This window comes from Naumannella halotolerans, from assembly GCF_004364645.1.
Taxonomy (GTDB): Bacteria; Actinomycetota; Actinomycetes; order Propionibacteriales; family Propionibacteriaceae; genus Naumannella; species Naumannella halotolerans.
Genome location: NZ_SOAW01000001.1, coordinates 830,688 through 844,121, shown reverse-complemented (window position 1 = coordinate 844,121; position 13,434 = coordinate 830,688). Strand labels below are relative to the sequence as shown.

Below are 13,434 nucleotides of genomic sequence, written 5' to 3'. Positions count from 1 at the left end.
GATCGGGGGGTGCTGATCGGGGGAGCTCTCACTCGGGCTCTGCGTCGAGCACCTCATCCAGCACCCGGTAGACGATCGAGGAGCTGAAGCCGCGCCTGGCCAGCGCGCCGACCAGACGACGCTTCCGGGTCTCGGGCACCAGCCCACCCATGGTGCGCACCTTCCGCTGGGCCAGATCCAGCGCGGCGACATATTCGTCATCGGTCTCGACGATGCCGACCGCGTCACCGATGATCTCGGGGTCGACACCCTTGCGACGCAGTTCCTGGCGCAGCGCGGTGCGGGACAGATTGCGCCGCTGCTGTCGGGACTCCACCCACGAGCGGGCGAACTCCGAATCGTTGATCAACCCGACGTCGGTGAACCGGTCGAGGACCTGCTTCGCCGTGTCCGCCGGGATCTCCTTGTCGGCGAGCTTCTTCTCCAACTCCGCTCTGGTCCGGGCCTGGCCGGTGAGTTGCCGCAGCACGATGGTCCGGGCCTCCTCCTCGGCCTCGCTGTCGGAGCTGAACAGCGGGCCGGTCTCCTCGGCGCTCACACGCTTCTGTGTCCGACGGCCTCGCCGAGGTCGACGGCCGGGCTGGTGAGTGCCGGCGGCACCAGACCCCTGCGATGAACGATCACCGGCCCCCGCCGAGGATGCCTGCTGGTCGACGGCAGCCGGCTCCCCGGGGTGCGCCATCGAACCGCCGGGCGCCGCCGCATCGGCGGGGCGCGCCGAGGCGACCGGCCGAGCCTGATCGGCGGTCCGCGACTGATCGGTGGGCGCTGTCGCGTCGGCAGGGAGTTTGCCACGCTGGGCGAGCCACTGGCGTACCTGATCAACCGCATCGGCGGAGGAGTCGGCGTCGTTCACGCCGCTCCCCCGCCGAGACGAGTACTTCGACACAGTCCTTCAGCTCCTCGAGCCGGTCCGGCCGCTCAGAAGGCCACCTCACCGGTGACCGGGTCGACGCCAGCCGGCACATCGACCTGCGGGCCGATGCCAAGCTTCTCCTTGATCCGCTTCTCCAACTCATTGGCCACATCGGGATTGCTCTTCAGGTAGGTCCGGGCATTCTCCTTGCCCTGTCCGAGCTGGTCCCCCTCGTAGGTGAACCATGCACCGGCCTTGCGGACCAACGCATGCTCCACACCCATGTCGATCAGGCTGCCCTCGCGGCTGATGCCCTGACCGTAGAGGATGTCGAACTCGGCCTGCTTGAACGGCGGTGCCACCTTGTTCTTGACCACCTTCACCCGGGTGCGGTTGCCGACCATGTCGGTGCCGTCCTTCAGGGTCTCGATCCGACGGACATCGAGTCGCACCGAGGAGTAGAACTTCAGCGCACGACCACCGGTGGTGGTCTCCGGCGAGCCGAACATCACACCGATCTTCTCGCGCAACTGGTTGATGAAGATCGCGGTCGTCCCGGCACCACTCAGTGCACCGGTCATCTTCCGCAGCGCCTGGCTCATCAACCGGGCCTGCAGACCGACGTGGCTGTCACCCATCTCGCCCTCGATCTCGGCCCGCGGGGTCAGCGCGGCGACGGAGTCGATCACGATCAGGTCCAGCGCACCGGAACGGACCAACATGTCGGCGATCTCCAGGGCCTGCTCACCGTTGTCGGGCTGGGAGACCAACAGGGCATCGGTGTCGACCCCGAGCTTCTTGGCATACTCCGGGTCGAGTGCGTGCTCGGCATCGATGAAGGCACAGACACCGCCGCCGGCCTGGGCGTTGGCGATGGCATGCAGCGCCACCGTCGTCTTGCCCGACGACTCCGGGCCGTAGATCTCGACCACCCGGCCGCGCGGCAGACCGCCGATCCCGAGAGCGATGTCCAAGGCGATGGATCCGGTCGGAATGGTCTCCACCGGTGCCCGGGTCTCCTCACCCAGGCGCATCACCGAACCCTTGCCGTGGGCCTTCTCGATCTGGGCGAGCGCCGTCTCCAGCGCCTTCTCGCGATCTGCAACGGCCATCCTGGCCCCTCCTTCTGCTCGCTGCGCGGCCTTCGCCGAACGTGGATTGTTCTTCGTCATCACCTGTGACAATAGGGAGGGCGACTGACACTGCGTCCGCGTCGGCCGGATCTGTGGAGAACCGGCCGTCACCCGGCCTCAGTGGAAAACTAGGCGAACAGGTGTTCGAAAGAAAGCTGACACGCCGGTCACGGATCGACAACACCACCGTCCCAGGAGCCCGTACGACTCCGGACGTACACGGCCGTCAGCGTTCGGCAGCGGGCAGTTCCAATGCCTCCCACACCGCCAGCCAGATCCGTTTGAACGAGACTCCGTCGGCAATCGCCTCCCGGACGGTCCGCCCCAGTCCGGGAAGGACGTTCTGCTCGGCCCAGACCCGGCTGTAGGCCGGCCCGAGATGTTTGTCCAGCCGTTCCCACAACTCGGTCTCACGCACCGGTCCATCGTAGTGCCCGGCAGACCCGCCCCGTCGGCGCAGTAGCCTGCCCAGCATGTCCACCATGGCAATCCCCGAGGCGATGGACCTGGCTGTCTCGGCCAGTCGTGCAGCACGAGGGCTTTCCCGCCCCAATCCCCCGGTCGGCGCGGTGATCCTCGACGCCGATCAGAGCCTGGTCGGGGTCGGTCACACCCAGGCCGCCGGTGGTCCGCATGCCGAGGTGGTGGCCCTGCGGGAGGCCGGTGAGCGTGCCCGGGGTGGCACCGCGGTGGTCACTCTCGAACCGTGTGCCCACACCGGCCGGACCGGCCCCTGCACACAGGCGCTGCTGGCGGCCGGCGTGCGGAACCTGGTCTATGCCGTCGCCGACCCGAATCCGGTCGCCGCCGGTGGCGCAGCCGACCTGGCCGCCGCCGGGGTCGAGGTCTCGGTCAGCGGCACCGAGCAGGTCGCCGACGGCCCGCTGCGGGAATGGCTGTTCCGCACCCGCACGGGTCGCCCGTACGTGACGGCCAAACTGGCCACCAGCCTGGACGGCAGGGTCGCCGCTCCGGACGGCAGCAGTCAGTGGATCACCGGACCACAGGCCCGTGAACACAGCCATCGGGTACGCGCGGAACTGGACGCGATCATCGTCGGCACCGGCACCGCCCTGGCCGACGACCCGGCACTGACCTCCCGCACACCGACCGGCGAGCTGACCGAACGCCAACCCGGGCGGGTCGTCGTCGGTCGACGTGAGATCCCGGCCACCGCCAGACTGCGGGGACCCGGCGGCCGTTACGTGCAGGTACGGTCGCACGACCCCGCAGAGGCACTTCGGGCCTGCGGCGACGCCGCCAATGTGCAGGTCGAGGGGGGCCCGCAACTGCTCGGTGCATTCCTCACCGCCGGGTTGGTGGACCGGGTCGAGGCCTACCTGGCACCGACCCTTCTCGGTGCCGGCAGATCCGCGATCGAGGCTCCCGCCGTGACCACGCTGGCCGATCGGCACGACTTCGCCCTCGAGTCGGTGATCACGCTCGGAGCCGACCTGCTGCTGACCCTTTGCCGAGGCTGACACCGCCCGCACGGATGTCCCGGCCAATGGGAAGCAGCTGCTGTGTCGCAGACGCCGGTGGTAATCTTCGTGATGTTCTCGGGGCGGGGTGAAATTCCCCACCGGCGGTGATGCCCGACCAACTGGTCAGGGACAAGCCCGCGAGCGCCTGGACCTCGGTCCAGGGTCTGCAGAGATCGGTGAGATTCCGAGGCCGACGGTCACAGTCCGGATGCGAGAGAACGCGCAGTGGACCTGTGGTCCCCTGTGCTCGCCTCGGGGCCTGTTCCGGTCGACCGGCCGGGACACGAGGACAGGAGCACAGGAATGTTCACCGGCATCATCGAAGAGCTCGGCGAGGTCCGGGCCGTCGACCACGCCCAGGACGCTGCCACGCTCACGGTCTCAGGCCCACAGGTCACCTCCGATGCCTCCCACGGCGACTCGATCGCCGTGGACGGGGTGTGTCTGACCGTCACCGCCCATGGCAGTGGCTGGTTCAGCGCGGACGTGATGGCCGAGACCCTGCACCGCAGCACACTGGGGTCTCTCGTACCCGGCAGCCGGGTCAATCTGGAACGGGCCATGCCCAGCAGCGGTCGATTCGGCGGCCATATCGTCCAAGGCCACATCGACGGCGTGGTCGAGGTCGAGTCGATCACCCCGGCCGAGAAATGGACCGTGGTACGGCTGCGCGCACCGCATCGACTGAGCCGCTATCTGGCCGAGAAGGGATCGGTGGCACTGAACGGTGTCTCGTTGACGATCTCGGCGATCTCCACCGAGCCGGCGCAGGACTGGTTCGAGATCTCGTTGATCCCGACCACCCTGGCCGCCACCAACCTCGGCGGACTGGCTGTCGATGATCAACTCAATGTCGAGGTGGACGTGATCGCCAAGTACCTGGAACGACTCGGCAGCGTGGAGGTGGCGCGATGACCATCGCCTTGGATCCGATCGAGACCGCGATCGCCGAGATCGCCGCCGGCCGTCCGGTGGTGGTGATCGACAACGAGAACCGGGAGAACGAGGGTGACCTGATCTTCGCCGCGGCCCACGCCACACCTGAACTGGTCGCCTTCACCGTGCGCCACACCTCCGGCTACCTGTGCGTCGCCATCGACGAACAGGCCTGTGACCGGTTGGAGCTGCCACCGATGCACCACACGAACGAAGATCGTTTCGCCACCGCCTACACGGTGACGGTCGATGCCGCGGTCGGCACCACGACCGGGATCAGCGCAGCCGATCGGGCCCGGACCATGCGGGTCCTGGCCGATCCCGCAGCACGCCCGGCTGATCTTCGTCGACCTGGCCATGTGCTCCCCCTGCGGGCACGTCCGGGTGGGGTGCTGGAGCGGATCGGTCACACCGAGGCTGCCGTCGATCTTGCCCGGCTGGCCGGTCTGCCCGCCGCCGGCGTCCTCTGCGAGGTGATCAGCCAGGCCGACGAGACGCAGATGGCACGTTCGCCGGAGTTGCGGGAGTTCGCGAACGAGCACGGTCTGGCCATGATCAGCATCGCCGATCTGGTGCGCTGGCGGGAGGCCCACGAGTCCTCGCTGACCCGTGCGGGCGAGGCCTCACTGCCGACCGAGCACGGTACGTTCCGCGCGGTCGGCTACTTGGGTACCGGCGGTGAACCCGACCAGGTCGCGCTGGTGATGGGTGATCCGAGCACCGACGGCGGGTACGACGTTCTCGTCCGGCTGCATTCGGAATGCCTGACCGGGGAGGCGTTCGGCTCCCTGCGCTGTGACTGCGGACCGCAGTTGCAGGAGTCGATGGCGCAGATCGCAGCGGCAGGTCGCGGGGTCCTGGTCTATCTGCGTGGTCATGAAGGTCGCGGGATCGGCATCGTGAACAAGTTGCGCGCCTATCACCTGCAGGACAGCGGTGCCGACACCGTGGATGCCAATCTGCAGCTCGGCCTGCCCGCCGATGCCCGTGACTACCGGGTGGCCGGGCGGATTCTCGATGATCTTGGTGTCCGGTCGGTACGGCTGTTGACCAACAACCCGGAGAAGGTGGACGGTCTCCTCGACAGCGGGATCACCGTCACCGCCCGGCAGCCGATCGTCGTCGGCAAGGGGGCGGAGAATCTGGCGTACCTGCGTACCAAGCGTGACCGGATGGGCCACCAGCTCCCCGACCTGGAGGAACCTGCCCCGCCCGCGGCCACGTCGACCTCGACAGTTCCGGAGTCGGCATGAGTGGCGCCGGTGAACCGACGATCACCGTCTCCGATACCGCGGGTCTGCGGGTGGCGATCGTCTCCGCACAGTGGCACGACGAGATCTGCACCGCACTGATCGACGGGGCCTTGCGTGCCATCACCGAGGCAGGTCTCGAGGAACCGACCGTGGTCCGCGTCGCCGGCTCCCTGGAACTGCCCGTGCTCGCCCAGCAGCTGGCGACCGAGCACGACGCCGTGATCGCCTTGGGGGTGGTGATCCGCGGCGAGACTCCCCATTTCGACTACGTCTGCGACTCGGTCACCGCCGGCCTCACCCGGGTGACCTTGGACGAACGCACGCCGATCGGCAACGGAGTGCTGACCACCGATGACGAACAGCAGGCGCGGGACCGCAGTGGGCTGCCGGGGTCGAAGGAGGACAAGGGGTACCAGGCAGCGGTCGCGGCGATCGGGTCGGCGGCACTGTTGCGCCAGCTGCGAGGCTGAGCCTGCCATGGTGAGTGCAGGAACCGCGGAACGGGCGCGCTGCGCTCAGAGACGGTAGAGCCGCCGAGCGTTCTCCGACCCGATCATCCCGGCGACCCGGAGGGCATCGGTAGTCGACCACTCACCACGCTCGACGAAGTGCGACAGCACCTGCGCGGTACCTGAGCGCCACAAATGTGCCCCGAGCAGGTGCAATTCGGCCGGCCCGTAGGCATCGGAGGAGTAGAGCAGCTTGCCGAACGGCGCCACCTCCAGGCTGCGGGCGATCAGCGAGGGGCTGCGTGCTCCCAGGTAATTGATCGCCAGACCGACATCGAGGTACACCCCGGCGAAGGCCTGGGCGAGATAACCCGCCTGACGCTCGAACGGATAGCAGTGCAGCAGGCAGATCGAGGCATCGGCGAACTCCCGCAACAGCGGCAACAGCAGCAGCGGATCGGTACGGTGCAGATCCTCGTCCCGATCCCCGAAACCGACGTGGAACTGCAGCGGCAGACCACCTCGGCGCTTCTGCAGCGCCAGCGCTGAACGAATGCCGAAGTTGATCAACACCGGATCGGTCAGTCGACGACCGCCGGAATCCCGCCAGCGGGCGGCGGCTTCGACGACCGATCCAGCAGCAGGTTCGGACCAGTCCAGATCGAAGCCGGTACGGTAGGCCGCCACCGTCTTCATCCCGACGGCCTGCTCCTGGGTGATCGTTGCCTCCAGCAACGCAGGGAACGCCTCGGCGTAGTTCGCGCTGTCGGCGATCGCCTGCTCGGCCAGCGATTCCAGCCGGATCACCCGATGATCATGGGCACCGCTGAGGGCCGCCAGCTCCTCCGGCTCGCAGGTCTCCCCCGGGAACCCGGTGTCGACCAACCAGTCCGAGACGCCTGCAGCCGAGAGGAATCGTCGCGCCACCTCGGCCTCTCCCAGGGAGGTCCGCCGCTGCCAATAGGCGTCGGCCGCGGCGTGGGGTTCGAGGTCCAGCACCGGTGCACAGTGAGCCCGGATGGCGAAGCCGAGCTGGTTGTCGAAGCCCGAATCCCAACCCGGCAAGGGATCGGTGGATCCCTCGTTCAGCGCATTCTCGAATCTCGATCGATCCCCGTCGCTCAACCAGGCCCCGTGCACATGGTGATCGATCAACGGCCGATCCCGGAGCTGTTCGACCAGCTCATCGATCACGCTCAGAACCCCCAGGCGAACCGGAACCGTTCGGCCAGTCGTTCGACCTCCCAGTCACCGTAGAGCGCTGCTTCATGCCTTCGCCCGGCAACGATCACATCGACCAGGACATCCCCCAGCAACCGGCGTAGGTCGGTGCTGGCATCGAGGGCGTCCAGAGCCGCATTCTGGTCATTGCTGAGCACCGCGATCCCGGCCGCCCGACGTTCCTCGGGACTCATCTGGTTCGGGTCGCGGTCGGCCTCGGCGACCAACGAGGTTCCGCTGAGGATCCCGTCCAGCATGGTCGCCAGCACCGCTGCCGAGGCGATGTAGGCAGACGATGCGGGGTCGATGATCTTCACCTCCACATTCGCACCGGACGGATTGGCAGCGGTCGCACCGATCAACCGCACGGCCACCTCGCGATTCTCCAGCCCCCAGCCGGCATGCGCACCGGCCCAGCTGTTCGGCGTCATCCGTACCGTCGAGAGCACCGAACCGGCGATCACCGCCTGCAACGGACCGAGCAGTTCCACCACCCGGCCGATCGCGCTCGCCCCCTGCGCGGTGAGCCCGCGCACCTCGTTCCCGCCGGAGAACAACGGCACACCGTCGCGGGTCAAGGAGAAGTGCTGATGCGCCCCGTTCCCGGCCTCGGCGGCATACGGCTTGGGCGAGAAGGAGACGCTGTACCCGCACTGGTGGGCCACCCGCTGGACGACCAACCGGGCCAGCACCACCGTGTCGGCGGCCGAGACCGGATCAGCCGGTGCGAGGGAGAGCTCGAACTGCCGCATCGCGAACTCCGGATGCACCTGCTCGATCGGCAGCCCGACCGCATCGGCCTCGGCGTACAGGGCGTGCAGGAAGTCCTCGTGGGCCAGCATCCCCGACAGCGAGTACGGCGCCCAGCCCTGCCTCGGCAGCGGGCTGCCGTCGGCGGCGAAGAGCTGGAACTCCAGTTCGTGGCCGACCTTGGCGCTCAGCCCGCTCTCGGCCAGCTCGGCCACCACGCGTTGCAGGGTGCCCCGACCGCACTGCGGCACCGGGTCACCGTTCTGGTCGTAGAACCCTGCCGGTGCCCAGGCCAGTCCGCCAGGGAGCACCCGTACCGCATCGGCGTCGATCCGGATCCGGTTGTCCCCCACCGCGGAGATGGAGGCGTCCTCGGCGATCCCGCCCTGGTCGATGGTGAAGCCGAACCAGGTCGGGGAGGCACCCAATCCGGTCCCCGCGAAGCTGTCGGCACGGCGTACCGGCACCGATTTGGCAAGGATCAACCCGTTGGGATTCCAGACCGTGCCGATCAGGGCCTGCACACCCTGCTCGGCCAGACGTGGGGACAGCGATTCGCTCATGGGCACATCTTGCTGCACCCAGCCATTGTCCGGTGGACAATCTGCACGAACGAGACGAAGGATCGACCCTGCCCGGTCGGCCCGGGCAGGCCGGTGCCGATCCGGGCCCGATCCGGTCCGCTCGATCACCCGGCGGGAAACTCCCCCGGCCGGGTTGTCGGCGGTACGTGGCAGCATCTGTACATGACCGTTGCCACGAATTCGGACCCGCTGGCCGGGTTCGCTACGCCCACCCGCAACTGGTTCACTCGTGTCTTCTCCGCCCCCACGCCGGCCCAGGCACAGGCCTGGGAGGCGATCGGCAAGGGTCATCACACCCTGGTCGTGGCCCCGACCGGATCCGGCAAGACCCTGGCAGCCTTCCTCTCGGCCATCGACCGGCTCAGCGGCGAGCCACGTCCGGAGCCGGCCACCACGAGGGTGCTCTACGTCTCCCCGCTGAAGGCCCTGGCCGTCGATGTCGACCGCAATCTGCGTGCGCCGCTGCAGGGCATCGCCCAGTCCGCCGATCAGCTGGGCATCGAGATCGCCGATCTGCGCGTGGGGGTTCGTTCCGGTGACACCTCGGCTGCCGAACGACGCAAACTGGCCCGCAATCCCCCCGACATCCTGATCACCACCCCGGAGTCGCTGCACCTGATCCTGACCTCGGCGGCCCGGGGGACGCTGCGGGGTGTGGACACCGTGATCATCGACGAGGTGCATGCCCTGGCCGGCACCAAACGGGGTGCCCACCTGGCCTTGAGTCTGGAGCGGCTGGCCCACCTGAGCGGCGGCGATCCGCAGCGGATCGGGCTTTCGGCCACGGTACGCCCGCCCGAGCGGGTGGCGGGCTTCCTCACCGGCAGCGCGCCGAGGCGCCCGACCGAGATCGTCCAGCCACCCAGCGGGAAGCAGTGGCAGCTGGACGTGGTCGTACCGGTGGAGGACATGACCGATCTGTCGGCACCACCGGGTGAGGACGCCGAACCCTCACGCTCGATCTGGCCGCACATCGAGCGTCGGGTGCTGGACCAGGTGATGGCTGCCCGATCGACGATCGTCTTCACCAACTCCCGCCGGCAGGCCGAACGGATGACCAGCCGATTGAACGAACTGCATTCCGAGGAACTCGGACTGGGCACCGAGGACGGGGCGCCGGCCGAGATCGCCGCCCAGGCAGGCAAATCGGCCGGGGTGCAGCCTGCGGCCGTGATCGCCCGCTCGCATCACGGTTCGGTCTCCCGGGAGCAGCGCGAACAGGTCGAGGCTGCGCTGAAGGCCGGCACCCTGCCCTGTGTGGTCGCCACCTCCAGTCTGGAACTCGGTATCGACATGGGCTCGGTCGATCAGGTGATCCAGGCCTCATCACCGCCGTCGGTCGCCAGCGGTCTGCAGCGGGTCGGCCGGGCCGGGCACGATGTGGGCGCGGTGAGCCACGGCACCTTCTATCCCACCAATCGCGGTGATCTGCTGGAGACCGCGGTGGTCGTGCAGCGGATGAGGGAAGGCCGGATCGAGGAGGTCCCGCGGCTGGAGAATCCACTGGACGTCCTCGCCCAGCAGATCGTCGCGATCACCGCCATGGAGCCGATCGGCGTCGACGAGCTGTTCGCCCTGGTGCGCGCGGCGACCCCCTACGCCCGCCTGAGCCGGGCGATCTTCGAAGCGGTGCTGGACATGCTGGCCGGCCGCTATCCGTCGGAGGAGTTCCGGGAACTGCGTCCGCGGATCACCTGGGATCGACAGCAGAACCTGCTCAGCGGCCGGCCCGGGAGCCAGCGGCTGGCGGTGATCTCCGGCGGAACCATCCCCGATCGCGGATTGTTCGGGGTCTTCCTCGTCGGCGGTGAGGACGCCGGTACCGGGGGCAGACGTGGCCCGGGCCGGCGCGTCGGCGAGCTGGACGAGGAGATGGTCTACGAATCCCGGGTCGGTGACGTCTTCACCCTCGGTACGACCAGCTGGCGGATCGAGGAGATCACCCACGACCAGGTGCAGGTCTCCCCCGCGCCCGGACAGCCCGGGAAGCTGCCGTTCTGGCGTGGCGACAACCCCGGACGCCCGCTCGAGCTGGGGCTGGCCCTGGGCGCCTTCACCCGGGAGCTGAGTTCGCTGGCCGAACCCGAATCCCGGGAACGGTTGGCCGATGCAGGTCTGGACCCGAATGCGATTCGCGGGGTGCTCGACTATCTGGCCGAGCAACGTGCCGCGACCGCCGGCCTGCCCACCGACAAGCAGTTGATCTTCGAACGCTTCCGGGACGAGCTCGGTGACTGGCGGGTCTGCCTGCATGCCCCGTTCGGTACGGCGGTGCTCAGCCCGTGGGCCATGATCATCGAGGCGCGGGCCCGCGAGCGGCTGGGCATCGAGGTCAACGCCCATGCCAGTGACGACGGCATCGTGCTGCAGATCCCGGACACCGACGCTCCCCCGCCGACCGCCGAGCTGATCATGGTCGAGGCCGACGAGGTGGAGGAACTGGTGACCTCCCAGGTCGCCGATTCGGCTCTGTTCGCTGCTCGTTTCCGTGAGTGCGCGGCACGTGCGCTGTTGCTCCCGCGGCGCTCACCCAGTTCCCGCTCTCCCCTGTGGCAGCAGCGGATGCGCGCGGCGCAGTTGCTGAGCGTCGCGTCCCGGCACGCCGATTTCCCGATCATGTTGGAGACGATGCGGGAGTGTCTCAGCGATGTCTTCGACCTGGCCGGCCTGACCGAGATCCATCGGCAGCTCGCCGGCAGGTCGATATCGGTCACCGAGGTCGAGACACCGCAACCGTCGCCCTACGCACGATCGCTGTTGTTCGGCTACCTCGGCGAGTTCGTCTACACCGGCGATCTGCCGCTGAACGAGCGGCGCAATGCCGCCCTCAGCCTGGATCTCGGCCTGCTCGCCGAGCTGCTCGGCAAGGATGCGGTCTCCGAGCTCCTCGACCCGTCGGTGATCGAGGGGGTCGAGGCCGATCTGCAGTCGCTCAGCCCCGAACGACACGCCACCACCGTCGAGCAGCTCTTCGACCTGCTGCGCAGCGCCGGGCCCTACAGCCGCGAGGAGCTCACCGCCCGCACCGAACCCGATCCCGAGCCGTGGCTGGCCGAGCTGCTGGCCAGCCGACGGGTCGCCGAGCTGTTGATCAACGGCCGCCGCCGGCTCGCGGTGGCCGAGGACCTCGGCCTGCTCCGCGAGGCACTGGGGGTTCCGACACCTCCCGGTTTCGGCTCGCCGCCCCCTCCGGCCGAGGATCCGGTGACCGCCCTGGTCCTGCGTTGGGCGCTCACCCACGGACCGTTCACCGCCGGGCAGCTGGCCGAACGGTACGGGCTGGGCGAGGCAACGGTGAGGCACCGACTGCAGACGCTCACCGCTTCAGGCACCCTGGTCGAGGCGCGGTTCGTCGACGGTGCATCCGAGCAGTGGTGCCACCATCGCATCCTCGGCCTGATCCGGCGACGGATGCTGGCGAAGTTGCGTGACGGCATCGAACCGGTCGAACCGAGCACCTACGCCCGCTTCCTCCCCGCCTGGCACAACATCGGTCCCGAACCAGGGTTGTACGGCGTCGACGGTCTGCTGAGCGCGATCGAACAACTCGCCGGTGTGGCCGTACCCCTGTCGAGTGTGGAGACCACCTTGTTGCCCTCGCGGGTGCGCGACTACTCCCCGGCGATGTTGGACGAGCTGCTGGCCTCCGGCGAGGTGACCTGGCTGGGTGATGGCGCCATCGGCGAACACGACGGGTGGATTCGGCTCGGCGTGTCCGGTCTGGACCTGCCCCGGCCCCACCGGGACCCGCCGACACCACTGGCTGCAGAGATGCTGCAGCGGTTGCAGGCCGGCGGCGGGTGGTTCTTCGAGGATCTGTTGGTCGGCGACGCCGGTCGTAGCGACCATGCGACGGCGTTGTGGCAGTTGGTCTGGGCGGGTCTGGTCCGCAGCGACACCTTCGGCCCGGCCCGGGCGCTGTTGTCCTCGGCCGGCAGCCGTCGCGGCAAACCCGCCCGCACGGCCAGCGGTCGGCGGGCCACCTTGAGCGCCGTCCGGGCCGCGCGGGTGGCCAGGCTGTCCTCACCGGTCACGGCAGGCCGCTGGTCGGCAGTGGGGGCGCCTGCGGCCGCACCGAACGCCCAGTTCACCGCCCTGCTGCTCGCCCTGCTCGATCGGCATGCGGTGTTGACCCGCGGCGCGGTCCAGGCCGAGGACACCGAGGGTGGATTCGCTGCTGCCTATCGCGGGCTGTCGGTGCTGGAGGAACAGGGGCAGTGTCGGCGCGGTTACCTGATCGACGGACTGGGAGCGGCCCAGTTCGCCTTGCCCGGTGCGGTCGACCGGCTGCGCGACCACACCGACCAGCAGGTCGGCACCCAGGTCCTGGCTGCCACGGACCCTGCCAACCCCTACGGCGCGGCGCTCGGCTGGCCCGACCGGACCGGGCATCGGCCGGGGCGCAAACCCGGCGCCCTGGTGGTCCTCGACGAGGGCCGCCTGGTCCTGTTCGTCGAGCGCGGCGGACGGAGTCTGCTGACGTTCACCGACGACCGCGACAGCCTGCAGCGGGCGGCCGGTGCACTGGCAGCCGCGATCGGCCGGAACTGGCTCGGCACGGTGCTGGTGGAGCGGATCGACGCGGCGTCGGTCTTCGATCCGCATCCACTGGCCGAAGCCCTGACCGGCCACGGCTTCCGGCTCACGCCCCAGGGGCTGCGGTTGCGCCCGAGTGAGGGCTGAATCCGTCGCAGGGGTACCGGCTCACCACATGACCCTGGCTGGCCCTGATCATCGACCTACGCCAGGATCGAAACGGCGTGGTCAT

The 13,434-nt window shown here is 68.8% G+C and carries 10 protein-coding genes and 1 riboswitch; of the genes, 5 read left to right on the top strand and 5 right to left on the bottom strand.

Annotated features, from left to right (window positions below; translation table 11 throughout):
• Window positions 1–28: 28 nt before the first annotated feature.
• The 3 genes from CLV29_RS03955 to CLV29_RS03945 all read right to left on the bottom strand — a co-directional run bounded on the left by CLV29_RS03955 (window position 29) and on the right by CLV29_RS03945 (window position 2,407).
• A complete protein-coding gene (locus CLV29_RS03955) occupies window positions 29–856 on the bottom strand; it encodes a regulatory protein RecX (protein ID WP_133753740.1) in 828 nt (275 codons plus the stop codon).
• A gap of 65 nt (window positions 857–921) precedes the next feature.
• Window positions 922–1,968: a recombinase RecA gene (recA, locus tag CLV29_RS03950; protein WP_133753739.1), complete on the bottom strand. Its 1,047-nt coding sequence runs from the start codon at window positions 1,966–1,968 to the stop codon at window positions 922–924.
• A 247-nt stretch (window positions 1,969–2,215) separates the two neighbouring features.
• Window positions 2,216–2,407, bottom strand: coding sequence for a DUF3046 domain-containing protein (locus tag CLV29_RS03945; protein ID WP_133753738.1), 192 nt, complete (start codon window positions 2,405–2,407; stop codon window positions 2,216–2,218).
• Between the two features lie 64 nt (window positions 2,408–2,471).
• Between CLV29_RS03945 and ribD the strand changes: the two genes are divergently transcribed.
• The 4 genes from ribD to ribH all read left to right on the top strand — a co-directional run bounded on the left by ribD (window position 2,472) and on the right by ribH (window position 6,132).
• The gene (gene ribD, locus CLV29_RS03940) at window positions 2,472–3,470 is read left to right on the top strand and encodes a bifunctional diaminohydroxyphosphoribosylaminopyrimidine deaminase/5-amino-6-(5-phosphoribosylamino)uracil reductase RibD (RefSeq protein WP_133755009.1); all 999 of its coding nucleotides are present in this window, start codon (window positions 2,472–2,474) and stop codon (window positions 3,468–3,470) included.
• Between the two features lie 70 nt (window positions 3,471–3,540).
• A riboswitch (FMN riboswitch) is annotated at window positions 3,541–3,697 on the top strand.
• 79 nt (window positions 3,698–3,776) lie between these two features.
• Window positions 3,777–4,388 carry a riboflavin synthase gene (locus CLV29_RS03935; RefSeq protein WP_133753737.1) on the top strand — a complete coding sequence of 204 codons (612 nt, stop codon included), beginning with the start codon at window positions 3,777–3,779 and terminating at the stop codon, window positions 4,386–4,388.
• A complete protein-coding gene (locus CLV29_RS03930; RefSeq protein ID WP_133753736.1) occupies window positions 4,385–5,662 on the top strand; it encodes a bifunctional 3,4-dihydroxy-2-butanone-4-phosphate synthase/GTP cyclohydrolase II in 1,278 nt (425 codons plus the stop codon). Before CLV29_RS03935 ends, CLV29_RS03930 begins: the two co-directional genes overlap by 4 nt.
• Window positions 5,659–6,132: a 6,7-dimethyl-8-ribityllumazine synthase gene (ribH, locus tag CLV29_RS03925; protein WP_133753735.1), complete on the top strand. Its 474-nt coding sequence runs from the start codon at window positions 5,659–5,661 to the stop codon at window positions 6,130–6,132. The genes CLV29_RS03930 and ribH overlap by 4 nt, the downstream gene beginning before the upstream one ends.
• Window positions 6,133–6,177: 45 nt before the next feature.
• On the opposite strand, the gene CLV29_RS03920 is transcribed toward ribH, so the two are convergent.
• On the bottom strand, window positions 6,178–7,305 hold the full coding sequence (locus CLV29_RS03920; RefSeq protein WP_133753734.1) for an amidohydrolase family protein: 1,128 nt from the start codon (window positions 7,303–7,305) through the stop codon (window positions 6,178–6,180).
• Between the two features lie 2 nt (window positions 7,306–7,307).
• On the bottom strand, window positions 7,308–8,645 hold the full coding sequence (locus CLV29_RS03915) for a type I glutamate--ammonia ligase (protein WP_133753733.1): 1,338 nt from the start codon (window positions 8,643–8,645) through the stop codon (window positions 7,308–7,310).
• A gap of 183 nt (window positions 8,646–8,828) precedes the next feature.
• On the opposite strand from CLV29_RS03915, the gene CLV29_RS03910 reads away from it, so the two are divergent.
• Window positions 8,829–13,349 (top strand): ATP-dependent helicase, encoded by a 4,521-nt coding sequence (locus CLV29_RS03910; RefSeq protein ID WP_133753732.1) that lies wholly within the window; start codon window positions 8,829–8,831, stop codon window positions 13,347–13,349.
• Window positions 13,350–13,434: the final 85 nt, after the last annotated feature.